This is a genomic window from Marinospirillum perlucidum, assembly GCF_003336805.1.
Lineage (GTDB): Bacteria > Pseudomonadota > Gammaproteobacteria > Pseudomonadales > Halomonadaceae > Marinospirillum > Marinospirillum perlucidum.
Genome location: NZ_QFWJ01000001.1, coordinates 437,304 through 460,340 on the forward strand (window position 1 = coordinate 437,304; position 23,037 = coordinate 460,340).

The window sequence follows — 23,037 nt, forward strand, 5'->3', positions numbered from 1 at the left end:
CCTAAACCGGCAGATCGGCACTGATGACCAGGGCAAAGATAAAGGCAAAAACCGCAAAACCTTCTACGATGGCTGCCGGAGCCAGGGACATCCCGAAAATCTCCGGGCGTATCTTGGAGACATTAATGGCCGAGGCACAGCTGCGGCCCTGGTAGATGGCACTGAACATCAGCGCCAGACCACAGAGGAGGCCGATGGCACCCAGGCCGGGCGCATTGGCCAGCGTCAATTCACGGTTGAGCGCAAACATCACCACGATGCCGTAGATGGACTGGGATGAAGGCATGGCGGAAATACCGATATAGCGGCCATGGCCGGTTTCGGTTTCCAGCAGGGCACCGGCAGCGGCCTGACCGGCCAGTGAACAGCCGATCATACTGCCAATGGCACCCAGAGCCATGGGGCCATAAAGACCTGCCCAGCCCAGCGCTAAAATCAGGTTGTCCAAGGTTTTACCTCCTGTTTTGCAAAAGGCTGGAAGGGGTAGCCTTCGTCAGCCAGACTCCAGTTATAAAATTCGATCAGGTTCAGGCGCAGGCCATGAATGACACCACTGACGACCGTCAGTACAAAATTCAACAGGTGGCCCACCAGCAGGATCAACATCTGCAGCAACAACCCCAGCCCCGGCATGGCAGCGACCACATCAGCAGCCAACTGGTTGAAGGTAATCGCCAGAGAGGCGCTGGCCAGCCCCAGGGCAAAAAGGCGCAGGTAACTGAGTACATCCCCGAAAATCTTGGTGATATTGGTCAAGGCCAGCAGGCCACTGATCAGGTTGCCCCAGCGCCATTCCCGGCCGGGAGCAGAAAACAGCAGAACAGCGGCCAGACCCAACCCCAGGGCCAGCCAGTGACCGAGGGCAAAGCCCTGCAGCCAACCAGTCAGAGCGGCGACCACGGCCAGCGCCCAGCCCAGGGAGGCCCAGCTTTGCAGGCTGTGCCGCCGAACCCAGGCCATGATCAGGTTGGCCAGCAACAGATGGGCTGCACCGATGACAATCGACAGGGTCATCATGGCATCAAAATCATTCAGATCCAGCACCTTCAGATGAGCCAGCCAGGGCAGCGGCGGAGGTGCCCCAAAATAACTGCCCACCAGCAGTCCCCAGAGCACCCCGGCACCGGTCAAAGCCACGCCCAGGGTTCTCAGCCGGCGGTGGGTCAGGGTCTTGCCCAGCGCCTTCCACTTCCAGAGCAAAATGGCACCTAAAAGTAGCGAATAGCCGACATCGGACATGATGATGGCAAAGAAGCTAACAAAGGAGAAAAACACCACCCGTGAAGGGTCCCAGCTGTGATAATTGGGCGTCTGGAAAAAATTGACTACTTCCTGCCCACCCTGTAGCTGCTCGGGGTTGTCCAGCAAGGTGGGAGGAATTTCCTCGGCTGAGGCATCTTCTTCCAGCAGGACCAGCCCTTGTTCCTGGCAAAAGTGGCGCAACTGTTCCAGATTACGCTCGGCGATCCAGCCCTGGAGGGCAAAAATCTCGTCATAATCCAGCGTCTGGTCAGCCACCTCTTGCAGGAGGGCGAGGTTATCGGTGTTGGCAATATTCAGCTGCAGTCGATAGATCCAACGGGTCAGGGCTTCGCGGTTGGCTTCGGTGGCTTCCAGTGCCACCAGGGTTTCTTCCAGATCTTCCTGCAATTGGCTGAGGGGCTGATCTCCGGTATGGGTGCGAGGCACCGGCAGGCGATTGGCCTCGGGTTCCTCTTCGGCCAGAACCACCAGATAGGTATGGCGGTTATCACGGTGGACCACCATCCACGGCAGAGTCAGTTCTTCCAGTTCCCGAGTGCGGTAATTGGGTAGCAGGTAAAACCAGAGTTTCTGGTGATTCAGCTCCTGGGGGTCTGGCAGGATAAAATCACCCCAGGGTTCCAGGTCTTCAATGCGTTTTTCCAGAAAATCGCGTTTTTCCTGCAGCGCCAGGCGTTCACGCCGGTTGTGTTCCACCGCCTGGAGCACCTGATTCAGGTTGAAGTTTTTTTCACGGGTGACCTGGCGGCGTTTGTTGGGGCAGGAGAGCAAATACTGCAAAGAGCGCTTAAGTAGCTCGGGATTGGCGGCTTCTTCCTGCTGGTCACGGTTACGCTGGGTTTTCCTAAGCGGCACCACGTGCAGAAGACTGAGTTCCTGCAGCTCGTCCAGAAGCTGCATTTTTTGCTGGGTCAGCCCGATCAGGGAGACTTTTTTCAGCTGCAGGATACTCATGCGCGGGCCGCCTTGAGTCGCTTGTTCTTGGCGATTTTGGAAGTGACCACCGCAGCTCTTTCACTGTCCGAGAGAGCGATCCTGATCCGGCGGATATTGCGTTCGGCCTGGGGAATCAACACCTTGTCAAAGAGATTCAGGCGCTGGGTGGTTTTCTGTAGGCCGCTTTCCAGCAATTGCAGGCGTTGATCAAGCAATCGATGTTGGATTTTCAGTCGGGTGGCTTCGATCAGCAGACGCGTCAGGTGATCCAGCCAGTGGTCGCTACCGAGCAGGGAATAGGCGCGAGGTTCGATCTTCAGCGTCTGAATTTCCGGCAGTTTCAGTCCCACCAGATTGGTCTGGCTGAGGGTCAGCTCCTGAATCTCCACCAGCTGCTCCGGCTGGCCTTTAAACTGGGGCAGCATGGGGAGTTGCTGGCGGATTTCCTCTTCCAGCGCCTGCAATTGCTGTTCATTTTGCGTTTTTTCCTGGCGTGCGCTGGCCCGAGCTGCCAAAAGCTGCTTGCGCTTCATATCCAGAGCGGGCACAAAACGCCGATAGGCCTTCACCTTGCGGCCTTCTTTGTTCAGGGTGCTCTTGTTCAGCGCCAGTTTGCTCAAGATTCAGTCTCCCTTAGGCCGTAGCAGCAGCCGTATCGCGGGGAAAATACTTATCGATCAGGCTTTGCTTCATCAGCAGTTCTTCCTCACGGAAGCATTCAGCCAGGGTTTTCCAGCCCAGATCCAGGGCAGCTTCCAACGGCAGGCTGACATTGATGTCCATAAACCTTTCCTGGAACATACGCCCGAATTTCAGCAGCCGCTCGTCGTATTCGCTCAGCTCGAAGGACATGGCCAGCTTCTGCTCGGCATCCTGGGCCGCAGCATAAAAACGGATGAGACCATTCATGATCTGGCTGTGATCTTCCCGGGTCACCTTGCCCACCACATGCTGTTTCAAGCGCGACAGGGAACCAAAGGGATCGATCACTCCGTTATGCAGGTAGAACTGGCCTTCGGTGATATAGCCGGTGTTATCGGGCACCGGATGGGTGACATCGTCACCGGGCATGGTAGTCACGGAGAGAATGGTGACCGAACCAGCGCCCTTGTAGTCACAGGCCTTTTCATAACGCCGGGCCAACTGGGAATAAAGATCACCGATATAACCGCGATTGGAAGGCACATGCTCCATGGAGATGCCGACCTCCTTGAGGGCATCGGCATAGGCGGTCATGTCCGTCAGCAATACCAGCACGCGCTTGCCTTCACTGACGGCATAGCGTTCGGCCACGGCCAGGGCCATATCCGGCACCAGCAAGGCTTCCACCGTGGGGTCGGACCCCTGGTGGACGAACATCACGGTACGGGCAGAGATACCGGCTTCTTCAAAGGTGCGACGGAAGAAGTGGTAGTCATCAAAGATCATCCCGATACCGCCAAAAACCACGATATCGGCATCGGCCTGGGCACCGATGCGGGCCAGCAACTGGTTGTAGGGTTCCCCGGCAACGGAAAAAATCGGAATCTTCTGGCTTTCCACCAGGCTGTTGAAGACATCGATCATGGGCACATCGGTGCGTATCATGCGTGAAGCCAGTATCCGTCGTGCCGGATTGACCGTGGGGCCGTCGATTTCGATCTTGGGTTCTTCGGTCAGGGCCGGGCCGCCATCAATCGGCTGGCCGGTGCCGGAAAAGGCACGTCCGAGAATATTGGGGGAAAAGGTGACTTCCATGGGGCGGCCCAGAAAACGCACCACCGAATGGGTAGAAAGGCCCTTGGTGCCGGAAAAAACCTGCAGCGAGACACGATCACCTTCCAGCAGGATGACCTGGGAGAGGCGAGGCAGGATATCCTGGGTTTCATCGCGGCTTTCGATCAGCGCCAGATCACCAAAACTGATCTGGGAGGCAGTTTCTTCGCTGGAGGGGACCTCGACCTTAACCAGATCGCCAACGATCTCAAGAATGCGGGAGTAACGAATCAGCAGTTGCGACACTTCCACCTCCAGGCTGTGCAGGAAGTATTTTTGTAAACCAAATACCTGAAAAGAGCAAGTGAATTTTTTGCCCCACAGCAAGGAGGTGGTCGCGTTTTAATGAAAGATCAGCGCACTTCGCGCGTGGCGGCCTCCGTGGGCACCAGTGCCTTCATCAGATCCTTCATGCTGATGATGCCGGCCTGCTGACCGTCGCGCATCACCTGATAGATCGCATCGGTGGCCCCGCCGGATTTGGCAATCACGCTTTCCAGGTTGTCGTCGATCGCCACTTCACCCTGGGAATGCTCCGGCACGCTGGTGGTTTTTTCCATCACCGACCTGACCCTAAGCACCCTGGCCCGGTTGATATCGCTGATAAAGTCAACGATATAGGGGTCATTGGGGTTGAGCAGGATTTCCTGGGGCTCGCCCTGCTGGACCACAAAACCGTCTTTCAGAATAACCAGATGATCTGCCAGCTTGAGGGCTTCATCCAGGTCATGGGTGATAAAGACAATCGTCTTGTGCAGTTCCTTCTGCAGATCCAGCAGCAGATCCTGCATATCGGTACGGATCAGCGGGTCCAGGGCCGAAAAGGCCTCATCCATCAGCATCACCGGCGAGTTGGAGGTCAGGGCGCGGGCAATCCCCACGCGCTGCTGCATACCGCCGGATAGCTGATGCGGATACTGGCTGCCCTGGCCTTCCAAGCCGACGCGATCCAGCCATTTGGTGGCTTCGCCTTCGAATTCCTCTTCCTTGAAACCGCGCACCCACAGGGGCAGGGCGGCGTTTTCCAGAACCGTGCGGTGAGGCAGAAGCGCAAACTTCTGGAAGACCATGGACATCCACTCACGGCGCAGTCGCCGCAGGCGTTCCTCGTCATAGGCCAGAACATCCTCGCCGTCGATCAGGATGCTGCCGGAAGTGGGCTCGATCAGGCGGTTGAGGTGACGGATCAGGGTCGATTTGCCCGAACCGGACAAGCCCATGATCACGGTGATTTCACCGGCACGCATATCAATGTTGATATCCTGCAGGCCGAGAACATGGTTGTGCTTTTCCAGCAGCTCAGCCTTGCCCATGCCGCCCTGGACGGCTTCCAGCGCCGTCTGGGGGTCGTCACCAAAGATTTTGTACAGCTTCTTAATGGAGATTTTAATGTCGTCGCTCATGGATAACCGTCTCAGTTTTTCTGGGAGGCATTGATACGTGCCAGGGACATTTTGGTGACGCGATCAAGAATCACCGCCAGAATCACGATACCCAGACCGGCTACCAGGCCAACGCCCAGTTCCAGGTTACGAATACCGCGCAGTACCAGCACGCCCAGACCCGGTGCCGAGACCAGAGACGCGATAACCACCATCGCCAGACTCATCATGATCGTCTGGTTTACACCCGCCATGATGTTGGGCAGGGCCAGAGGAATCTGCACGCGGTAGAGCTTCTGGCGATCGGTCATGCCAAAGGCATCCGCGGCTTCGATGACATCCTGATCCACCAGGCGGATGCCCAGGTTGGTCAGGCGAATCACCGGTACGATGGCGTAAAGAATAATGGCAATCCCGTAGAGCTTGGATTCGGTCACACTGAACAGGAAGATCAGCGGAATCAAATACACAAACGGCGGCAGGGTTTGCAGCATATCCAGAACGGGGATGGTAAAGCGCTGCAGGGTATCGCTGCGCGACATGGCAATCCCGATGGGCACCCCGAGGAGCACACAGAGGAAGGCACAGACAAAAATAATCGCCAGCGTCTGCATGGCGTATTCATAGTGGTCGATAAACGCCAGCGCACAGATGCTGATGCCAACAAAAGCCACCAGCTTCCAGGATTTGGTCACCAGTTGCACCACCGCCAGCAGCAGCGGGATAACAATCCACCAGGGGGTCGCAAGCATCACATGCAGCGCACCATCCAGAAACCAGCTTAGTGGCTGGGTCAAAGGGTCTAGAAAAATGCTCAAACTATCCTTGATAGACAGAAAGCCGTTTTCGAGACCCTTGGTCAGCTCACGCGACTGGGGGAAACTGCTGCAGGCTTCATTCAGGGCATCCATGGAAGGGAAGGGAACTTCCCAGATGGAAGTATCGGTTTCGGATTCACCACGTGTTCTTGCCAGCAGGTCTTTCATCGACAAGGGGCCCGAGGTCTCGCCCTGGGAACACCAGTCTTCCAGACCCAGCTTGGAAAACACTACGTCATAGGTAGCCATTGTATTACTTAGTCCTCAATCAGGAACTCGACCGGAAACAGTGAGGGGGGAGGGAATAAACGAACGGGGCCAGGCCCCGCCCGTTGAGGTTTCCGGAATTACTGCAAGAGAGCGGAGAGCTTCTCGCGAGCTGAATCGTTCAGCCAGCCGGACCAGATGTCAGGATTGTTGCTCAGGAAGTAAACCGTGGTTTCTTCGGCAGAAGCATTGTTCGCATCCATCCAGGCCAGCAGTGAACTCATGTGAGCAGTTTCAAACGTCATCTTGCTCAGCATGTCAGCCACTTCAGGTTCGCGCTCTTTGAAATCCGTGGTGATGGACGTCAGAACAGGCGCAGCCGGGAAGTCGGAAACACCGGGGTTGTCGGCATCAGGGTTCATGTTGCGCTCGTGAACCGCTTGCTCGTAACCACCCATGTCGACCTTGGTCATTTCATATTTACCCAGGGGAACCGTAGGACCCCAGTAGTAACCGAACCAGGGTTCTTCGGATTCATAGGCAGAAGCCATGGAAGAAGCCAGGGTTTCACCGGAACCATGGTTGAAAACTTCAATGCCGGATTCTTCCAGATCCAAGGCGCGGATCAGGTTGTCATTGACGACACGGCAGCCCCAGCCATCCGGGCAGTTATTGAAGCGGGCATCAACCAGCTCGGGGTTATCCATGATGCCTTCAATGGTGGCCAGCTCGGGGTGCTCTTCAACCAGATAGGTAGGAACCCACCAGCCTTCAACGCCACCTGGGTTAAGCACCTTACCCAGACGCTCTACCTTGCCTTCTTCTTCCAGACGCGTGTAAGCCTCGCCGGTGGAGTTCAACCACAGCTCGGTCACGATATCCGGTTCACCGTTTTCGGCAACGGAGGTCACAGCAGGTACGGTATCGGAAGGAACCACGGTGACGTCACAACCGTAGCCTTCTTCCATGATGAATTTAGCAACGCCGGTAACGATGGCATTGGACGCCCAGTTCATTTCGGTAATGGAAACTTCACCACATTCAGCCTGAGCCACTCCGGGGAGAGCCAGGGCGCACAGGGCGGCACCGATTAGAGATTTACGCATGCTTACTGCTCCTCTTCTATGGCAAGAATATCCAGGCAGGACAGGGGCAGAGCATGGAAGGCGGGAGAGAGACAACGGGAAGTTGCCGCTCGAAAAAAGTCTGCGCTTTTTTTCTTACTAATATCAGGCATGTGAAGATTGCCCCTGCGGCCTTAGACTCTTTTAGTCTACAGGTAAAAATACAGGTTACAACCGTTAATAAATGTATCTACGACTTTTTGACTGGCTGGTCTGACTCGGGCGGGGTGGTATACTTGCGCGCGAAATAACAGACCAAGAGGACTCGTTTATGACCGTCATCCGCCAGGACGACCTGATCCAGAGCGTTGCTGATGCCCTGCAGTTCATCTCCTATTACCACCCCAAGGACTTCATCGATTCCCTCAATGAAGCCTATGAGCGTGAAGAATCCCCGGCAGCCAAGGATGCCATGGCCCAGATCCTGATCAACTCGCGCATGTGCGCCCAGGGTCATCGCCCCATCTGCCAGGATACCGGCATCGTCACCGTCTTCCTGGAAGTCGGCATGGACGTACGCTGGGATGGCGCCACCATGAGCGTTGAAGACATGGTGAACGAAGGCGTTCGCAAGGCCTACCTGCTGCCTGACAACGTACTGCGTGCTTCTGTACTGGCTGATCCTGACGGCAAACGAGCCAACACCAAGGACAACACGCCTGCCATCATCCACGTCAAACTGGTTCCCGGTGACAAGGTTGACGTTCACGTGGCAGCCAAGGGTGGCGGTTCCGAAGCCAAATCCAAATTTGCCATGCTCAACCCCTCCGACGACGTCGTCGAGTGGGTACTGGAACAGATTCCCAAGATGGGTGCCGGCTGGTGTCCGCCCGGCATGCTGGGTATCGGTATCGGCGGTACCGCGGAAAAAGCCATGCTACTGGCCAAGGAAGCCCTGCTGGAACCCATTGATATCCATGACCTGCAGAAAAAAGGTGCGGAAAACCGCGCTGAAGAACTGCGTCTGGAACTCTTTGACAAGGTCAACAAACTGGGCGTGGGCGCACAAGGCCTGGGCGGTCTGACCACCGTGCTGGATGTCAAGGTCAAGGATTACCCAACCCACGCTGCCAACAAGCCGGTTGCCATCATCCCCAACTGTGCCGCCACCCGTCACACCCACTTCACCCTGGACGGTTCCGGCGCGGCTTCCCTGGAAGCACCCAAGCTGGAAGACTGGCCTGAAGTCACCCGCGAAGTCGGTGAAGGCGTCAAGCGCATCAACCTGGACACCATCACCCGCGAAGAAGTCAAAGACCTCAAGCCTGGTGATACCGTACTGCTGTCCGGCAAGATGCTGACCGGCCGTGATGCTGCTCACAAACGCATGGTTGACATGATCGAGAAGGGCGAAGAGCTGCCCGTTGATCTGGCTGGCAAGTTTATCTACTACGTCGGCCCCGTTGATCCCGTTCGTGACGAAGTGGTTGGCCCAGCTGGCCCCACCACCGCAACGCGCATGGACAAGTTCACCCGCACCGTGCTGGAAAAAACCGGCCTGCTGGGTATGATCGGTAAATCCGAGCGTGGCCCCATCGCCATTGAAGCCATCAAGGACAACGATGCCGTCTACCTGATGGCCGTCGGTGGTGCTGCCTACCTAGTGGCCCAGGCGATCAAAAACGCCAAGGTCCTGGCCTTTGAAGACCTGGGTATGGAAGCCATCTACGAGTTTGAAGTAGAAGACATGCCCGTCACCGTTGCCGTCGACACCAACGGCGAATCCGTACACACCACTGGCCCCGCCAAGTGGAAGGAAATCATCGCCAAGGACGCAGCAGCCAGCTAAGAGCCCCAAGGCCCACTGGATGCAAAGGCAGGGAAGCCGAACAACCCCGGGGACGGGGTTGTGTTTTTGGTGGCAAATCCCACTATACTTAAGTGTGAGTTCAAAACGACTTGGGGAGCTGAGCATCAATGAACACTAAAGTAGAAGCCTACGGCGTAGTGGCTGTAAAAAGACCCAGAATCAAAGCGACTAAAAAGCTGGATCTATCAGGTGATGCTGGCCGACAGATCGTTCAATCTGAAACCAAACTTGCCTTAAGAACCCACCGGAAAACTTTTAGTAAATTGGCTGATATGTAGTGGGCATTATTTGTTTTCCGTTTGAACGTGTTATAGAAATTAATGCTTTCATTTTGAGTTCTGAGCCAGGTATGCGAGGTGTTGTCGATGTCGCTAAGCTTCAAGGTGCCCTAGGGCGGGTAGATAACGCTATTGTTTACCAGGGACTGGATGATATTTTTGAGATAGCCGCAAAATATACTGGTTGTATAGCCGTGTCGCATGCCCTTCCTGATGCCAACAAGCGTACTGGTTTAGCTGTGGCTCTAGAGTACTTGTCCCTTAATGACTATGAGCTTACAGAGGACAATGATCTTTTGGCAGATGCTGTTCGTGATCTAGTCATAGGTAGAATAGATGAAGTGGACTTTGCAGACGTGCTTTATTCCCAATATGCAAAAGAGCAGGGTACGCTGAACCCGAAATGATGCCTGTTGAAGACCTGGGTATGGAAGCCATCTACGAGTTTGAAGTGGAAGAGATGCCCGTCACCGTGGCCGTCGACAACAACGGCGAATCCGTACACACCACTGGCCCCGCCAAGTGGAAGGAAATCATCGCCAAGGACGCAGCAGCCAGCTAAGAGCCCCAAGGCCCACTAGATGCAAAGGCAGGGAAGCCGAACAACCCCAGGGACGGGGTTTTTAAACCCTTCTCTTGTCTTGCTCTTATCCTCTTGTTGTGGACTGCTCCAGCCATTTGCACGCTTTATATCTAGAGAAAGCACACTTTTAGCCGTATAAAAATAAAAAAACATTTAATATCAGTTGCTTGAGAGTCTAAAAAGAAAGATAGCGTGCGCACAACTATTCAGGATAGGCGGCATGTACGGTTTATCGAGAAAGTTTGATCTGAGTTCTGGTAAATCAGTAGTAGATACAGTAGCTTGGGATAAAAGTTAGGCAGATATCCAGATCGTGGAAACGAGCATGCTTACTATTAAAAGTTAACTCACTAAAGGGAAATTATGCCAGGAACAGCAAAAAAGCATTTTGATGAAGATTTATCAAGAGCAAATGCTCTTCTAAGTCAGGCACATGGAATGCCGCACACAACGCCCCAAGAAAAACTGCTCAGAGAAGATTTGCTTCGTAGTAGCTTAATGTATGGCGTTGGAGCTGTAGATGCATATTTCTGTGATGCCTATGCTGATCTGGTCGCCAGAATTCTTAGAGCAAAAACGCTGCAAGGAAATGTCTCCATTCCACGCGGAGTTCAGAATATTGTATTGCCTGTGTCAGCTCTATTCTCCAGTCAGACGCAGCGAGATAACTGGAAATGGCGTATGGCTGCAAGAGGCATTGTCGAAAAAGACAATGTTCTTTCTCTGTCAAAAATACAGAAGTTATTAAATCCATTTTTTCGCACCGGAAACAAGCTCTTCGATCCAGTCGTAATAGATAGCTTGGTAGTTAGTCATAACGCCCCGAATAGGGTAACTGGAATAACAAGGTCAGAATACCGCCGCAGGACAGATCAGCCCCTAGATAGCGCAAGAAAATCTATAAGAAAAAAGATCAATGAAAGGTACTCAAAAATCTTCCAGCGTAGACATGACTGCATACATAACTGCGACAGACCAAAACAAAGCATACAAACCATCTCTTACGCAAGAGCAGAAAAGGTGATAAAAGACTTAAACTTGTTGGTTTCTGTCATTGATCAACATATAGAATCTGAGTTTAACGAGTTCCTTACTCATGTTGGCTGTAATGCTGTCACTAGGAATTCGGCAGGCTATTGAGTTAACAAGCGGCGGCAGGCGGATCAAATTTCCGCTCGTTCCTCGCTCCAATTTGCCCGCTGCGCCGGGCGTTCAGGCTGTAGAAAAACTCCCTTGGCTATGCTGGAATAAACTATCTATGAGCAACAGGCGCTTTACCCATGCCCAAGTTCAAGGGTAATCCCCCCATTTATAACAGGGGCAATAAGTAGAGTTAATACATGACTGCCAGTTTTATACAGAAGAACAGCTGAAGCGGGCAGTGAAAGAGTACATAGATGGGTTCTACAACCCGAAACGGCTGCACTCAGGCTTTGGTTATCAAAGCCCGGTAGAGTACGAGAAAAATGCAGCTTAATGAGCTGGTGTCCGTTTTAGTGGGGCAAGATCACCAGCTGCAAATGCGGGCGTTCAGGCTGTAGCAAAAACCTAAGAGGTTTCGGCTTTTGAGAATTTATCTCGCTTCTACGTAAATTATGAATTTTTTGATGATGAAAAGTGCTCCAGAATTTACATAGGGTTGACATTTTTAGGCTGAGATTTTTCTACAGCCTCATTAAAAAAGCGCATTATTGCTGCAGGTTGGAACTGGTATTTATAAATTATTTTTAATCTAAATGCGTGATAGAGACATGGTGTCGTGATGCAGTTTGACTGTGTGTGCTAGTGTCGAAAGTAAGTGTTATATATAAGGTGTGGTGATTTTATGATCAGATTAATTCTGTTGATTTGTTTATTAGTTTTCCTCACAGGGTGTGCGGCTGGCTTTTCCTATGATCGTAATAAGATTGATGATGAGCTGCAATCAGGCAATGTTTTTATAAGCACCTATTATCCTTCTTTTGGTGAGTTTGTTGCAGAAGATTTTGAGTATCTGATGCTTGGTAGTGCTAATAACACTGAGTTTTCTGGTTTATAAAGGTTTTATTATGCCAAGCCTGGTGAGGTTTTTATAGGGCTACATAGTAGAGGTGTTGGTAATAGGGTATCTATTGCAGAAGTTGGTTTTGTTGCTGAAGCAGGAAAAATGTATTTGTTGAGAAGTCGTCCGGGTACAATCAGTATTGCTGTGGATTTATGTATTGCTGAATACGGCAACTGTCTTGAAGTGTTAAAAACTTGGCGTAGACCTATTGGATCTGCACCGAATATTATGGTTATTCCTGCAATGTAGCTGTCTTGGGGTTTTTGGAGTGCCTTTGAAAAGAATGTTTTTAATTAATGGTTTAATCTAAGAACTAACACTGAAGGAAAGCTATGAAACCTGATGCTGCTTATATTGCTGTTCAAGACCGTGATCGTGCCCGTTCTTTCTGGATGCAGGTTTTTGATCGTGAACCGGCTTTGGAAAATGACACCTTCATTTTTTTTGACCTGGATGGCTTTTTCTTCGGTCTTTTTGATCCTGCCGCTGTTGATGAAGAGGTTCGTTGGGGCAATAACTGTGTTTTGAATCTGCGTGTGCCGGATGCCGATCTTGAGGCGAGTCGTTTGTCTGGTTTTGCCCGTGTGGTGATGCCGGTATCTAGTGTTGGGCCTTATCGGGTCTTTCAGATTGAGGATACTGAAGGGAATGTGGTGGAGTTTTATTCCCAAACCGCCAGTCGCTGATCTCTTCTGATTTATGTGCTGGCCTTTCTAGCGGCTTACTGGTCTGCTAGTCTTTCCATCTACTTCCCTAGTTCTGGCTCTTTGTGCAGCCAGCTCTGCTTTTTGCCCGCCAAAAACCCGAAATCCTGTAGAAATAGGCAAGCACCCTGTAGGAATAGACAGGCGAAACTTGATCCGGCTTTTTATAATGGTGTCACTGTCAGTTGCGACTGATCTGGTTTCTTACTTTCTGCTTAAATTTAGGAGTCTTCATGAAAACAGTAGGTTATGCAGCCTATTCATCCGATGCGAAAATGGCTCCCTACCATTTTGAGCGTCGCGCCTTGAGAGCCAATGATGTGGCCATTGAAATTCTCTACAGCGGTGTCTGCCACTCGGATCTGCACACCGTCAATGGTGACTGGGGGCCTCAGCCTTATCCGCTGGTGCCGGGTCATGAGATCATTGGTCGGGTGATCGAAGTCGGCCCTGAGGTGACGCGTTACAAGGCCGGTGATCGTGTGGGTGTCGGCTGTATGGTGGATAGCTGCCAGGAGTGCGACCAGTGCCATGATCATGAAGAGCAGTATTGTCGTGAAGGCATGACGCCCACCTATGGCGCGCCGGATCGTGTCGATGGTGAAACCACCCAGGGCGGTTATTCCAAGCATATCGTCGTGCGTGAAGAGTTCGTTCTTAACATTCCTGAAGCCCTGGATATGTCTCGTGCCGCGCCGATTCTCTGTGCCGGTATTACCACCTTCTCACCGCTGCGTACCTGGAAGGTTGGCAAGGGCAGCCGTGTCGGTGTTATCGGCCTGGGTGGTCTGGGCCACATGGCGGTCAAACTGGCGGTGGCCATGGGCGCTGAAGTGACGGTTCTCAGCCGTTCCAAGAAGAAGGAAGATGAAGCTAAATCCCTGGGTGCTACGGGCATTCTGGCTTCAACTGATACCGAGGCCATGAAAGCGGCCAAGGCTTCCTTTGATCTGATTCTGGATACCGTGCCCGTTCAGCATGATGTCACCGTCTATTCCCCACTGTTGGATGTCGATGGCACCCTGGTGATTGTCGGTCAGGTTGGTCCTATGGATGGCTTTATGTCCGTACCTCTGCTGATGGGTCGCCGCCGTGTTGCCGGTTCCCTGATCGGTGGTATCAAGGAAACCCAGGAAGTGCTGGATTTTTGTGCCGAGCACAATATTCATCCGGTGTGTGAAATCATCCGTCCTGATGAAATCAACCAGGCCTTTGATGTCATGGCCAAGGGCGATATTGCTCACCGTTATGTGATGGATATGTCTGAAATGGCCCTGGAAGACTAATCCGGGTGGGTAGCTAGTAGTAGCGCCCCGCCTGGTGCGGGGCGTTTTTGTGTGGATGCCGTGAAAAGGGCAGGTTGATGGTGCTGGAAGAATTTGGTCGCAAGGCCGTTGAGTTGATCCAACCCCGAGTGGAGCAGCAGGGATTTACCCCGACGCCTTTGCCGGGTATTACTCTGGTGCATGGCCGCAGTCGCATCCAGCGCACCCCTTTGCTTTATGAACCCAGCCTGGTGATTCTGGCCCAGGGTCATAAAACCGGCTATCTGGGTGATCGGATAATTGAATACCATCCCGGCCAGTATCTGGTGCAAACCCTGCCCCTGCCTTTTGAATGTGAAACCCATGCCTCGCCCGAAGAGCCGCTTTATGGCGTTTGTGTAAGGCTGGATCCGGCACTGTTAAGTGAGCTGGTTACCGCCAGACGCCAGCAGGGAAGGGAGGCGGGGAAGGGTAATCCGCTGCCGATGGATTCGGTGCCCATGACCGAACGTATGGCCGGTGCCACCCTGCGCTTGCTGGAGGCGCTGCAGGACCCGGCGGAAATCCAGGCCATGGGGCAGGCGCGTGTTCGCGATCTGGTGTTTGAATCCCTGAATGGCGAACAGGGTCCGGCGTTGGAAGCCCTGGTGCTCAATCAGGGTCACTATGCCCGCATTGCCCGCGTTTTATCGGAACTTCACGCCGATTTGGCAGCAGCCCCCAGCGTGGAAGCTCTGGCGCAAAGCGTGAACATGAGTGTTTCTTCCTTTCACCAGCATTTTCGCGAGATCACTCGAACCTCGCCGGTGCAATATTTAAAACGCCTGCGCCTGATCAAGGCCCAGCAGTTGTTGATGCAGGCCAGGGTCAACGTCAATCAAGCCGCTCAGGCCGTGGGTTATCGCAGCCCGACTCAGTTTAGCCGTGACTACAAGCGCTATTTTGGCAGCACTCCCAACCAGACTCGCCAGCAGCTCGAAGCCTCCTGAAACGAGGGTGTTTAGGTTGAAAGCTTTTTCAGCCAACTTCTTTATACCGTTATCTTCGTGATGGGGTTAAGCCTCCAAAACAAACCGATTAACAGCGCGAGGGGTCTTCAGGCGTCTTCCGGGAGGCGAGCAAAAATTGCTATCGAAAGCGAACCACGACCAGCCAAAGGAGTCTTTTGGTGGTCAGGCTGTTTTTGTATCGCGGTACAGCCATCAATCAAGGAGAAGTGTCATGTTTCGAGTGGTTTATCAATGGAAGGTAGAAGAAGTTCAGTTCACTGATTTTAAGGCCAATTGGCAGCAAACAACCAATCGAATTCACGAAACTGTTCCTGGTGCTTTGGGCAGTTTTATGCTGCGTTCCAGTGAAGACCCCACGGAGGTGCTGACGATTGCCAAATGGAAGAGCCGATCTGACTGGGAGGCTTTTTGGCAGAATGAAAATCCGACCCAGATGCAGGGAATGCGTCAGTTGGGTGAACGTGTGGCCGTGAAGGTTTATGATGAGATTGAGGATTTTACCCATTAACGTTAATAAATAGGGGCGAGGGTAGAGGCATGCAAGGGCGGTGTAATTGCGGTGGTGTGGTTTTTGAGGTGAGCGAGCCGCTGCCGGGTCTGTATCAGTGTCATTGTTCTCTGTGTCGCCGTCAGGGTGGGGCGGGTGCTAATGCCGCAACACTGGTGGAAAAAGAGGCGTTTGCCTGGCGAGCGGGTGAAGAGCTGATCAGCCGCTGGCAGAAGATGACAGGGTTTACCTCTCACTTCTGCCGCGTGTGTGGTTCGCCACTGCCCAATCCGATAAAGGATCATTGGATGTGGGTTCCAGCAGGGCTTCTGGATAAAGCTGATGTTAAAGTTGTGGCTCACTTGCATCTTAATTCCCGCGCCAGTTGGGATCAGCCCGGTGAGGCCCCTTGCATGCTGCCATCACACCCGCAGGATCTGGAAGAATTCATTGCCTTTTTACGCCCGTCTGGCAAAAGTGAATAGTCGCAGGTAGGGATTTGGGCCAATTCTCTGGTTTTTCACATTTTTTAGCTTGTGCCTGGGTAAGCTTTCTGGAATCATCACCCAGGCTTTTTACAAGCGTTCGGTCTTCTCGGTTTACTAGTAACAGGATGTGCCCATGGCATTGGCTTTACCCCCCGACTTGGAAGTCAGGTTGAACCAGTTGAGCATCAAGTATGCTTTTCTGAATAGGATTCTGGGTTTTCTCTTTATGCCTTTCATTGCCCGCAGTGGCTTGAAGGTGAATTACGATCCCGCTAACTTTTATGCCTATCTGCCTAAAAAGCGCTTCAATTCCAATTGGTATGGCACCATGGCGGGAGCTGCGATTCTGGGCAATAGTGAGCTGGCGGCCGGTTCCTACCTGTTTATGCTGACGCGGGGTGAATACCGCATGGTCTGCACTCATCTGGATTACCGTTTTCTGCTGCCCAGTACCGATTCGGTGACCTTCAAGGTCTCTCTGGATCAGGAAGAGTTGGCGGAAAAAGTCAAACAGGGTGGCCAGTTCATGATCGATATGACTCTGAAGCTGTATCGGGCGACCTCTCGCGACAAGACCGGTAAACGCATCGGTTCCGGTGATATCAGTTTCAAGGTCTGGCCGGTCAGGAGTTAGGCGTGGCGGCATCCCTGGGTTATGCCTTTTATCTGGCTTCTTCCTGGCTCTGGTGCATCGGGGCCTTTTTACCCGTTTTATTGTTAAGAGACTATGGCTGGGCCAGCCTGCTGGGGTTTGCCCTGGTCAATATCGGCGGGGCAGCAGCATTTGGCTGGGTGCTGCGTCCTGATCGCCAGCAGGCGTTTATGGCCCGCCATGCTTTCTGGCTGGAAATCTTCTCGCGCGTCACCATGGCTTACCAGCTGTTTTTCGTGGTCTGGTTGAGTGTGTTGATCAGTGTCTGGCTGCTGCCCTTGATGCTGCTGCTGGCGACTATTTTTTACCTGACAGGGCGTTGGTCCCAGCTTTTAGCGGTTGGGCTGTTTCTTGTCTCGCTACTCCTTTTTGCCCTCTATCAACCCCAGTTGGCCGTGACCGAGCAACTGACCCTGGCCCCTGGTTGGTGGCATACCCTCCTGCCTTTGGCCCTGGGTTTTCTGTTATCGCCTTATCTGGATATCACCTTTCATCGCGCGCTGGCGCTCAGTCCTCATCCGCGCTGGAGTTTTACTCTGGGCTTTGGGCTCTTTTTCCTCTGCTTGCTGGCGTTCGTTTTCTTTTACAGCCAGGATCTACGCCAGTTGATGGCGGGTGGGGCAGTACAACTGGCGGTCATCTGGCCGGTGGTGGCCTTTATTCTGCTGCAAACGGCTTTTACCCTGGCTGTGCATTTTCAGGAAATCCAGCGTTTTCGCCCGCGGACGCGCTCGGGTTGGCTGTTGTCCCTGGTCGGGGTGCTGCTGGTGTTTTTTCCTTTGCTGCAGGCAGGTACTTCCGGCAGTTTGGCGTTTTTGTCGCCGGGTGAACTGATTTATAAAGGTTTTCTCTACGCCTACGGTCTGGTGTTTCCTCTCTATCTGTTATTGGGTCAGAACCGGCGTCTCTTCTGGCTTACTCTTCTCCTGGCCTCTCCGGCCTATGCCCTGGGTTTTCTGCTGGGGCAGGACTACTTGTATTTTCTTAGCCTGAGCTTGCTGCCGATAGTGGTGGCAGGTTTGCTGCGCTGGTTGCAAAAGCCCGCCCGTCTTTTTGCCTGATCGGCGCGGGATGTCTATTTTTTCTGGTGAAATCGGGAGTTTTTCTTGTCGGCAGATCTGGTTTCCATTCTTGATTTTATTGTCCAGGTTGAGCAGCTTAAGGCGGTGGATCGCAAGACCCGCCCCGTAGGCCTGGATCGCTATGAAAATTCGGCGGAACATTCCTGGCATGTGTGCCTGGCTGCACTGATGCTCAAGGATCATGCCGATGAGGCGATTGATATTGATCGGGTGATTCGCATGCTCTTGATCCACGATCTGGGCGAAATCGATGCTGGTGACAAGATTATTTACAGCAGCGAAACGCCCGAGCAGAAGGCCGCCGAAGCCAGGGGCGTGGAACGACTGCTGGCTTATCTCTCTGACGAGCAGTTTGAGGAATATCGAGCCTTATGGCTGGAGTTCGAGGCCGGAGAAACACCGGATTCGCGTTTTGCTCGTGCTATCGACCGGGTGCCGCCCCTCTTGCATAATCTTAATGGGGGCGGGCATAGTTGGAAGGCTCACGGGGTGGATGCCGGACAGGTGTTTGCCATTAATGAGCGTATCGGTCAGGGCAGTCAGGCTCTCTGGAAGGAGCTGCGTAACCAGTTGCAGGACGCTGTGGATGAGGGGTTGTTGAAACCCTGAAACTGGAAACAAATTGTCATCCGAGCGCAGTAGACTGCGGCCAGGTCGGGGTGGCGAAGGCTGTCCCTGGTTATGACTCTTCATGGAGAATAAAGGGATGAGGCTGGACAGGATCGTTCCCTGGGGCCGTTCTTTTGCAGAATACCAGGCCATGTTTTCACTGACGCAGCAGGATCTGGATGCCCGTATTCTGGGCTGTGGCGATGGACCGGCCAGTTTCAATGCCGAGTTGACCGAGCGTGGAGGCCGAGTGGTGTCCGTCGATCCGGTCTATCAGTTCTCTGCCCAACAGTTGCAGCAAAGAATTGATGAGGTTTATCCGCGCATCATGACCCAGATGGCGGCTAACCGCGAAAATTATAACTGGCAGAAACTGCGAAGCCCCCAGGAGCTGGGCGAGGTACGCATGGCTGCCATGCGCCGTTTTTTGCAGGATTATGACCAGGGATGCAGCGAAGGTCGCTACCTCCAGGGTGGTTTGCCCGATTTACCCTTTGTCGATCAAACCTTTGATCTGGCTCTTTCTTCCCATTTTCTCTTTCTTTACAGTGATTTCCTGGATTTTGACCAGCATCTGCAGGGCATCCGGGAAATGGCTCGAGTGGCCCGGGAAGTGCGCATCTATCCATTGCTGGCACTGGATGGCCGCGAATCCGAGTATCTGGCCGAGATCCTCGAGCAGCTGCCTCTGCTGGGGTTTTTTGCCCGTCTGGAGACCGTCAGCTATCGTTTTCAAAAAGGGGCCACCCAGATGCTGGTGGTGACCCCTCGATAGAAGGGGCATGCTGACAAGTAATTAAAGTTTTTGACCAGGAACAAGAATGCAAATACGTGAAGCCCAAGCGGCTGATTTTGATGCTATCTGGCCTATTTTTCATGAAGTGGCTGCTGCCGGAGAGACCTATGCCTACCCACGCGATATTACGCGTGATGCTGCCGAGCGTATCTGGATGCAGCAACCTCGCCAAACCTGGGTGGTGGAAGAAGACGGCCAGCTGTTGGGCACCTATTATATAAAGACCAACCAGGGCGGTCCGGGCCAGCATGTCTGCAACTGCGGTTATATGGTGGCCTCGGCAGCCAGAGGGCGGGGCTTGGCCACAGCCCTGTGCGAGCATTCCCAGAAGCAGGCCAGGGCTTTAGGTTACCAGGCCATGCAGTTTAATTTTGTTGCAGCCACCAACGAAGGCGCTGTGCGGCTCTGGAAAAAACTGGGCTTTGCCGAAGTCGGGCGCTTACCCGGCGCGTTTAATCATCCGCAGGCGGGTTATGTTGATGCGCTGGTCATGTATAAATGGCTGGGCTCTTAGTGGTGTTGCTGAAAGCCCTGGCGGCAAGCCTGCTTTTGGTGGTGGCGGAGATTGCCAATGGTAATCTGAGAGTCAGGATTTTGAATCGCCGTTTGGGCAAGCGTCGCGCCAAGGTTTGGAGCCTGTTGCTGGGCTGCCTCTTGATCCTGGTGATCTGTGTTTTGACGCTGCCCTGGATCAATCCGCAGACCCGACTTGAAAGCCTGGCGGTCGGTAGCAGCTGGCTGCTGGTCTTGCTGGCGCTGGATTTGTATTTCGGGCGCTATGTTTTTCGTTTTAGCTGGCAGCGTATTGGCGAGGATTTTAATCCGCTCAAGGGCGGTTATCTCAGCCTGGGGATGCTCTGGGTGCTGTTGTGCCCCTTGCTGGTCTTCAGCTGGGGCTGATTTTGAGGTGATCCATGCAGGTCGTGATTCAGGAAGAAGAAACAGGTTGTGGGCTGGCTTCGGTGGCCAATATTCTTGGTTGTAGCTATGCCCAAGTGCGCCAGTTGGCGGCTAAAAAGGGAATCTTTGCCGCAGATACCCGGCTTTGGTCGGAAACGGGTTATGTTCGTGATCTGCTGGAAGATCAGGGCGTGCGTCTGGGAGCGGATCAGCAGCCGTTTGTCTCCTGGGAGGCCCTGCCGGATACAGCTTTGCTGGCCATCAAGCACCACCGTGAAGGGGATCGTGATTTCTGGCACTGGGTGGTTTTCAAACGTCGGCAGGGGGAGGCTCGGGTGCTGGATTCCGCGGCCTATCTGGAATCCAACCTGAGACAGGATTGGGAAGGGATGCAGCCGCGCTGGTTTATTGAGGTTTACGATAATTAAAAGACGGTTTTGTTAACGATTGAGGTGTTGATGCTTAGCTCTACCGATAGAAAGTACCTGGAACGCTGCCTGGAACTGGCTGAGCAGGCCCTGGAAGCCGGTGATGAACCCTTTGGTTCTGTTCTGGTTTCTGCCGAAGGTGAGGTGCTTTTTGCAGACCATAATCATGTTGCCTCCGGCGATGCCACCCAGCATCCCGAATTTGCCATCGCCCGCTGGGCGGCCGATCATCTGACGCCCGAGCAGAGAGCGGCTGCCACCGTCTATACTTCCGGTGAGCACTGTCCCATGTGCGCAGCAGCCCATGGCTGGGTCGGCCTGGGTCGAATTGTCTATATCAGTTCTTCCGAGCAGTTGGGCCAGTGGTTATCGCAATTGGGTGTGGCCGCGCCACCGGTCAAAACCCTGCCCATTCAGGCGGTGGTTCCAGATGCTCAGGTGGAAGGTCCGGTCGAGGATTTGGCGCCCAGGGTCTACGAGCTGCACCGGCGTTTACATCGACCCGGTGACTGATGTTAGGGTGAAACTGTTGCTAAAGCTGGCATTAATCAACTTAGCTTGTTTAATGAACAGCAAAAAAAGGAGGTGCTGATGAGTTTCAAGAAGCATGGTATTTCATTTGGTCTGCAAAGAGTGGATGATGACTTTATCCTTTTTATCAAGGCTCAAGGCAAGCTGACCCATTCGGATTATGCCACCATGGTTCCCTTGCTGGAATCCGCGCTGCAGGGGGTGGAAAAGCCCAGTCTCAAGGTGCTGGCTGATTTGTCCGAGTTTGAAGGCTGGGAGCTGAGAGCAGCCTGGGATGACCTCAAGCTGGGCCTGAAGCATGGCTCTGAATTTGCAAAAATTGCCATCTACGGGCATAAAAGCTGGCAAGAGCTGGCGGCCAAGGTCGGCAGTTGGTTTGTCTCGGGTGATATCCAGTCCTTTGATGATTACGAGGCGGCCATGCAGTGGCTGGCTGAAGACTAAGCCTGAAGGCCCGGCAGCCGCCGGGCTTTTTTTGGTATCCAGGAAGAGGAGATCTGATCCGTGCATTTGACTGCTGCTGCTATCCAGGCTTTGGAAGGCGAACACAAAACGCATTTTCTCAATCCCCAGGCACAAAGGCATAATGTCTCCCTTGGCGATGCCGTGGGCCTGAAAAACCTGGGTGTTCACAAGATCAGCGTAGAGCCGGGGTGCTATTCCACCGAGCTGCACTACCACCATTATGAAGAAGAGTGTCTTTATGTGCTCTCGGGACAAGCACAGCTTACCCTGGGTGAGGAAACCCGGAACGTGGGGCCGGGTGATTTTATCGGTTGCCCACTGAATGGTGTGGCTCATGCACTTTACAATAACGGCCAGGAGCCACTGGTCTGCCTGGTAATCGGTCAGCGATTGGAGCAGGATATCAGCGATTATCCGCGTCTGGGTCAGCGTCTTTACCGCCACTCCGGTCATTGGGATTTGGTTGAGCAGCAGGCACTCAAAAAAATTAAGTAACCAGCGAGTAGGTGTTTTTCCATGGTCAGATTTCTTCTTTTGCTGCTGCTGTTGGGTTTGTTGATCGGCTGCTCGTCACGCCAGTGGTATGAAGGCGGGCAGGGTTGGCGTCAGCATGAATGTCAGCAGCAGGTGGCCCCTGAAGACTATGAAGCTTGTCAGCGTCAGAGCCAACGCAGTTATAACGATTATCAGCAGATGCGCAATGATCGCTAAACGGATACTTTTGATCTTGTGAAAAGTGACTAAGGAAAAGGTGTTTTGACGACGAATCCCTGGTTGACCATCCCCCTGGATGATTACGAAGGCCACATGGATCTGCCTCAGGTCGGGCAGCTGGCTTTTTTAAGACAAACCCTGAAGACTGCTTTACAGCAAAGGCAACCGGCTTCTTTGTTGTACCTGGGTGCTGCCAGTGGCAATGGCCTGGAAGCGGTTGATCCCGAGGTTACCCGGCGAGTGATGGCAGTGGACATCAACCCGGATTATCTGCAGGCGGCCAGAAACCGCTATGCTGCCAGCTTGCCGCAGTTGCAAACTCTGGCTGTGGATCTTCAGGGAGATACCTCCTCCCTGCAGGGGCAGTATGATTTGATTTTTGCTGGCCTCCTGTTTGAATATCTACCTCCTGCTGATTTACTGGAAAAGGTCGTTACCTGGTTATCACCCAGCGGTCGGCTGCTGGTGGTGCTTCAGGAGGAAAACCCTGAATTGGCGGAGGTTTCTCCTTCTCCCTTTACCTGCTTGCAGCATTTGGGTTCTATCATGCAACTGGTTCCCGAGGCTGAGTTTGCCGAGTTGGCTAAAAAGGCCGGTTTAAGGGAACTTCAGGGTGAGAAAAAGACTCTGGATTCGGGCAAGTGTTTTTATATCGGCCAGTGGGGCCGGGCAGAAAATATCCAGAACTAATCAAAACACAGGAGTA

31 protein-coding genes and 1 pseudogene are annotated in these 23,037 nt (G+C 53.2%); 24 read left to right on the forward strand and 8 right to left on the reverse strand.

Annotated elements, in window-relative coordinates:
* Nucleotide 1: 1 nt before the first annotated feature.
* The 8 genes from DFK18_RS02035 to DFK18_RS14730 form a co-directional block, all read right to left on the reverse strand.
* On the reverse strand, nucleotides 2–448 hold the full coding sequence (locus DFK18_RS02035; protein ID WP_114416525.1) for an ATP synthase subunit C: 447 nt from the start codon (nucleotides 446–448) through the stop codon (nucleotides 2–4).
* Nucleotides 436–2,217 carry a V-type ATP synthase subunit I gene (locus tag DFK18_RS02040; RefSeq protein ID WP_114416526.1) on the reverse strand — a complete coding sequence of 594 codons (1,782 nt, stop codon included), beginning with the start codon at nucleotides 2,215–2,217 and terminating at the stop codon, nucleotides 436–438. Before DFK18_RS02040 ends, DFK18_RS02035 begins: the two co-directional genes overlap by 13 nt.
* Nucleotides 2,214–2,819 (reverse strand): V-type ATP synthase subunit D, encoded by a 606-nt coding sequence (locus DFK18_RS02045; protein WP_114416527.1) that lies wholly within the window; start codon nucleotides 2,817–2,819, stop codon nucleotides 2,214–2,216. The genes DFK18_RS02040 and DFK18_RS02045 overlap by 4 nt, the downstream gene beginning before the upstream one ends.
* A gap of 13 nt (nucleotides 2,820–2,832) precedes the next feature.
* Nucleotides 2,833–4,200, reverse strand: a complete 1,368-nt coding sequence (locus tag DFK18_RS02050; protein WP_114416636.1) for a V-type ATP synthase subunit B — start codon at nucleotides 4,198–4,200, stop codon at nucleotides 2,833–2,835.
* Nucleotides 4,201–4,307: 107 nt separating this feature from the next.
* The gene (locus DFK18_RS02055) at nucleotides 4,308–5,357 is read right to left on the reverse strand and encodes a quaternary amine ABC transporter ATP-binding protein (protein WP_114416528.1); all 1,050 of its coding nucleotides are present in this window, start codon (nucleotides 5,355–5,357) and stop codon (nucleotides 4,308–4,310) included.
* A gap of 11 nt (nucleotides 5,358–5,368) precedes the next feature.
* Nucleotides 5,369–6,403 (reverse strand): ABC transporter permease, encoded by a 1,035-nt coding sequence (locus DFK18_RS02060; protein WP_114416529.1) that lies wholly within the window; start codon nucleotides 6,401–6,403, stop codon nucleotides 5,369–5,371.
* 98 nt (nucleotides 6,404–6,501) lie between these two features.
* On the reverse strand, nucleotides 6,502–7,467 hold the full coding sequence (locus tag DFK18_RS02065) for an ABC transporter substrate-binding protein (protein ID WP_114416530.1): 966 nt from the start codon (nucleotides 7,465–7,467) through the stop codon (nucleotides 6,502–6,504).
* A gap of 2 nt (nucleotides 7,468–7,469) precedes the next feature.
* Entirely contained in the window at nucleotides 7,470–7,598 is a 129-nt protein-coding gene (locus DFK18_RS14730; RefSeq protein WP_281269748.1) for a hypothetical protein, read from the reverse strand.
* 158 nt (nucleotides 7,599–7,756) lie between these two features.
* Here DFK18_RS14730 and DFK18_RS02075 point away from each other — a divergent pair, with 158 nt between their 5' ends.
* The 24 genes and pseudogenes from DFK18_RS02075 (at nucleotide 7,757) to DFK18_RS02190 (ending at nucleotide 23,021) form a co-directional block, all read left to right on the forward strand.
* The gene (locus DFK18_RS02075) at nucleotides 7,757–9,274 is read left to right on the forward strand and encodes a fumarate hydratase (protein WP_114416532.1); all 1,518 of its coding nucleotides are present in this window, start codon (nucleotides 7,757–7,759) and stop codon (nucleotides 9,272–9,274) included.
* Between the two features lie 128 nt (nucleotides 9,275–9,402).
* Nucleotides 9,403–9,573, forward strand: a complete 171-nt coding sequence (locus tag DFK18_RS02080; RefSeq protein ID WP_114416533.1) for an acetyltransferase — start codon at nucleotides 9,403–9,405, stop codon at nucleotides 9,571–9,573.
* Nucleotides 9,573–9,980 carry a type II toxin-antitoxin system death-on-curing family toxin gene (locus DFK18_RS02085; protein WP_114416534.1) on the forward strand — a complete coding sequence of 136 codons (408 nt, stop codon included), beginning with the start codon at nucleotides 9,573–9,575 and terminating at the stop codon, nucleotides 9,978–9,980. The genes DFK18_RS02080 and DFK18_RS02085 overlap by 1 nt, the downstream gene beginning before the upstream one ends.
* A gap of 8 nt (nucleotides 9,981–9,988) precedes the next feature.
* A pseudogene (locus DFK18_RS02090) lies at nucleotides 9,989–10,135 on the forward strand (fumarate hydratase C-terminal domain-containing protein); the annotation flags it as partial.
* Nucleotides 10,136–10,519: 384 nt separating this feature from the next.
* Nucleotides 10,520–11,296 carry a hypothetical protein gene (locus DFK18_RS02095; protein ID WP_162299657.1) on the forward strand — a complete coding sequence of 259 codons (777 nt, stop codon included), beginning with the start codon at nucleotides 10,520–10,522 and terminating at the stop codon, nucleotides 11,294–11,296.
* Between the two features lie 196 nt (nucleotides 11,297–11,492).
* Nucleotides 11,493–11,633, forward strand: a complete 141-nt coding sequence (locus DFK18_RS14800; RefSeq protein ID WP_114416537.1) for an IS3 family transposase — start codon at nucleotides 11,493–11,495, stop codon at nucleotides 11,631–11,633.
* Between the two features lie 348 nt (nucleotides 11,634–11,981).
* Nucleotides 11,982–12,194, forward strand: a complete 213-nt coding sequence (locus tag DFK18_RS02105) for a hypothetical protein (protein ID WP_114416538.1) — start codon at nucleotides 11,982–11,984, stop codon at nucleotides 12,192–12,194.
* Nucleotides 12,195–12,532: 338 nt separating this feature from the next.
* Complete coding sequence (locus DFK18_RS02110; protein WP_114416539.1) at nucleotides 12,533–12,886, forward strand: VOC family protein; 354 nt, start codon at nucleotides 12,533–12,535, stop codon at nucleotides 12,884–12,886.
* A 251-nt stretch (nucleotides 12,887–13,137) separates the two neighbouring features.
* Nucleotides 13,138–14,190: an NAD(P)-dependent alcohol dehydrogenase gene (locus tag DFK18_RS02115; RefSeq protein ID WP_114416540.1), complete on the forward strand. Its 1,053-nt coding sequence runs from the start codon at nucleotides 13,138–13,140 to the stop codon at nucleotides 14,188–14,190.
* 77 nt (nucleotides 14,191–14,267) lie between these two features.
* Nucleotides 14,268–15,158, forward strand: a complete 891-nt coding sequence (locus tag DFK18_RS02120; protein ID WP_114416541.1) for an AraC family transcriptional regulator — start codon at nucleotides 14,268–14,270, stop codon at nucleotides 15,156–15,158.
* A 232-nt stretch (nucleotides 15,159–15,390) separates the two neighbouring features.
* A complete protein-coding gene (locus tag DFK18_RS02125; protein ID WP_114416542.1) occupies nucleotides 15,391–15,687 on the forward strand; it encodes an antibiotic biosynthesis monooxygenase family protein in 297 nt (98 codons plus the stop codon).
* 29 nt (nucleotides 15,688–15,716) lie between these two features.
* Nucleotides 15,717–16,151, forward strand: coding sequence for a GFA family protein (locus DFK18_RS02130; RefSeq protein ID WP_114416543.1), 435 nt, complete (start codon nucleotides 15,717–15,719; stop codon nucleotides 16,149–16,151).
* Nucleotides 16,152–16,287: 136 nt separating this feature from the next.
* Entirely contained in the window at nucleotides 16,288–16,788 is a 501-nt protein-coding gene (locus DFK18_RS02135; RefSeq protein ID WP_114416544.1) for a hypothetical protein, read from the forward strand.
* 2 nt (nucleotides 16,789–16,790) lie between these two features.
* Nucleotides 16,791–17,867 (forward strand): hypothetical protein, encoded by a 1,077-nt coding sequence (locus DFK18_RS02140; RefSeq protein WP_114416545.1) that lies wholly within the window; start codon nucleotides 16,791–16,793, stop codon nucleotides 17,865–17,867.
* Nucleotides 17,868–17,912: 45 nt separating this feature from the next.
* A complete protein-coding gene (locus DFK18_RS02145) occupies nucleotides 17,913–18,497 on the forward strand; it encodes an HD domain-containing protein (protein WP_218563874.1) in 585 nt (194 codons plus the stop codon).
* A gap of 97 nt (nucleotides 18,498–18,594) precedes the next feature.
* Nucleotides 18,595–19,272: a class I SAM-dependent methyltransferase gene (locus tag DFK18_RS02150; RefSeq protein WP_114416546.1), complete on the forward strand. Its 678-nt coding sequence runs from the start codon at nucleotides 18,595–18,597 to the stop codon at nucleotides 19,270–19,272.
* Between the two features lie 46 nt (nucleotides 19,273–19,318).
* On the forward strand, nucleotides 19,319–19,807 hold the full coding sequence (locus tag DFK18_RS02155) for a GNAT family N-acetyltransferase (protein WP_114416547.1): 489 nt from the start codon (nucleotides 19,319–19,321) through the stop codon (nucleotides 19,805–19,807).
* On the forward strand, nucleotides 19,792–20,193 hold the full coding sequence (locus DFK18_RS02160) for a hypothetical protein (protein ID WP_218563875.1): 402 nt from the start codon (nucleotides 19,792–19,794) through the stop codon (nucleotides 20,191–20,193). The genes DFK18_RS02155 and DFK18_RS02160 overlap by 16 nt, the downstream gene beginning before the upstream one ends.
* Before the next feature lie 14 nt (nucleotides 20,194–20,207).
* The gene (locus DFK18_RS02165) at nucleotides 20,208–20,621 is read left to right on the forward strand and encodes a hypothetical protein (RefSeq protein ID WP_114416548.1); all 414 of its coding nucleotides are present in this window, start codon (nucleotides 20,208–20,210) and stop codon (nucleotides 20,619–20,621) included.
* A 30-nt stretch (nucleotides 20,622–20,651) separates the two neighbouring features.
* Nucleotides 20,652–21,134, forward strand: a complete 483-nt coding sequence (locus tag DFK18_RS02170; RefSeq protein WP_114416549.1) for a nucleoside deaminase — start codon at nucleotides 20,652–20,654, stop codon at nucleotides 21,132–21,134.
* Nucleotides 21,135–21,212: 78 nt separating this feature from the next.
* On the forward strand, nucleotides 21,213–21,596 hold the full coding sequence (locus tag DFK18_RS02175; RefSeq protein WP_114416550.1) for a SpoIIAA family protein: 384 nt from the start codon (nucleotides 21,213–21,215) through the stop codon (nucleotides 21,594–21,596).
* A gap of 60 nt (nucleotides 21,597–21,656) precedes the next feature.
* On the forward strand, nucleotides 21,657–22,112 hold the full coding sequence (locus DFK18_RS02180) for a cupin domain-containing protein (RefSeq protein WP_114416551.1): 456 nt from the start codon (nucleotides 21,657–21,659) through the stop codon (nucleotides 22,110–22,112).
* 21 nt (nucleotides 22,113–22,133) lie between these two features.
* A complete protein-coding gene (locus DFK18_RS02185; protein ID WP_114416552.1) occupies nucleotides 22,134–22,328 on the forward strand; it encodes a hypothetical protein in 195 nt (64 codons plus the stop codon).
* A 45-nt stretch (nucleotides 22,329–22,373) separates the two neighbouring features.
* The gene (locus DFK18_RS02190) at nucleotides 22,374–23,021 is read left to right on the forward strand and encodes a class I SAM-dependent methyltransferase (protein ID WP_114416553.1); all 648 of its coding nucleotides are present in this window, start codon (nucleotides 22,374–22,376) and stop codon (nucleotides 23,019–23,021) included.
* Nucleotides 23,022–23,037 lie beyond the last annotated feature (16 nt).

Bases quoted from the DNA above. Each gene is read 5' to 3' on its own strand.
- DFK18_RS14730 (WP_281269748.1), bottom strand. From the start codon at position 7,598: ATGCCTGATATTAGTAAGAAAAAAAGCGCAGACTTTTTTCGAGCGGCA.
- DFK18_RS02110 (WP_114416539.1), top strand. From the start codon at position 12,533: ATGAAACCTGATGCTGCTTATATTGCTGTTCAAGACCGTGATCGTGCC.
- DFK18_RS02175 (WP_114416550.1), top strand. From the start codon at position 21,213: ATGAGTTTCAAGAAGCATGGTATTTCATTTGGTCTGCAAAGAGTGGAT.
- DFK18_RS02060 (WP_114416529.1), bottom strand. From the start codon at position 6,403: ATGGCTACCTATGACGTAGTGTTTTCCAAGCTGGGTCTGGAAGACTGG.
- DFK18_RS02095 (WP_162299657.1), top strand. From the start codon at position 10,520: ATGCCAGGAACAGCAAAAAAGCATTTTGATGAAGATTTATCAAGAGCA.
- DFK18_RS02170 (WP_114416549.1), top strand. From the start codon at position 20,652: ATGCTTAGCTCTACCGATAGAAAGTACCTGGAACGCTGCCTGGAACTG.
- DFK18_RS02075 (WP_114416532.1), top strand. From the start codon at position 7,757: ATGACCGTCATCCGCCAGGACGACCTGATCCAGAGCGTTGCTGATGCC.
- DFK18_RS02120 (WP_114416541.1), top strand. From the start codon at position 14,268: ATGGTGCTGGAAGAATTTGGTCGCAAGGCCGTTGAGTTGATCCAACCC.
- DFK18_RS02185 (WP_114416552.1), top strand. From the start codon at position 22,134: ATGGTCAGATTTCTTCTTTTGCTGCTGCTGTTGGGTTTGTTGATCGGC.
- DFK18_RS02135 (WP_114416544.1), top strand. From the start codon at position 16,288: ATGGCATTGGCTTTACCCCCCGACTTGGAAGTCAGGTTGAACCAGTTG.
- DFK18_RS02105 (WP_114416538.1), top strand. From the start codon at position 11,982: ATGATCAGATTAATTCTGTTGATTTGTTTATTAGTTTTCCTCACAGGG.
- DFK18_RS02150 (WP_114416546.1), top strand. From the start codon at position 18,595: ATGAGGCTGGACAGGATCGTTCCCTGGGGCCGTTCTTTTGCAGAATAC.
- DFK18_RS02125 (WP_114416542.1), top strand. From the start codon at position 15,391: ATGTTTCGAGTGGTTTATCAATGGAAGGTAGAAGAAGTTCAGTTCACT.
- DFK18_RS02160 (WP_218563875.1), top strand. From the start codon at position 19,792: ATGGCTGGGCTCTTAGTGGTGTTGCTGAAAGCCCTGGCGGCAAGCCTG.
- DFK18_RS02040 (WP_114416526.1), bottom strand. From the start codon at position 2,217: ATGAGTATCCTGCAGCTGAAAAAAGTCTCCCTGATCGGGCTGACCCAG.
- DFK18_RS02055 (WP_114416528.1), bottom strand. From the start codon at position 5,357: ATGAGCGACGACATTAAAATCTCCATTAAGAAGCTGTACAAAATCTTT.
- DFK18_RS02115 (WP_114416540.1), top strand. From the start codon at position 13,138: ATGAAAACAGTAGGTTATGCAGCCTATTCATCCGATGCGAAAATGGCT.
- DFK18_RS02065 (WP_114416530.1), bottom strand. From the start codon at position 7,467: ATGCGTAAATCTCTAATCGGTGCCGCCCTGTGCGCCCTGGCTCTCCCC.
- DFK18_RS02165 (WP_114416548.1), top strand. From the start codon at position 20,208: ATGCAGGTCGTGATTCAGGAAGAAGAAACAGGTTGTGGGCTGGCTTCG.
- DFK18_RS02155 (WP_114416547.1), top strand. From the start codon at position 19,319: ATGCAAATACGTGAAGCCCAAGCGGCTGATTTTGATGCTATCTGGCCT.
- DFK18_RS02130 (WP_114416543.1), top strand. From the start codon at position 15,717: ATGCAAGGGCGGTGTAATTGCGGTGGTGTGGTTTTTGAGGTGAGCGAG.
- DFK18_RS02080 (WP_114416533.1), top strand. From the start codon at position 9,403: ATGAACACTAAAGTAGAAGCCTACGGCGTAGTGGCTGTAAAAAGACCC.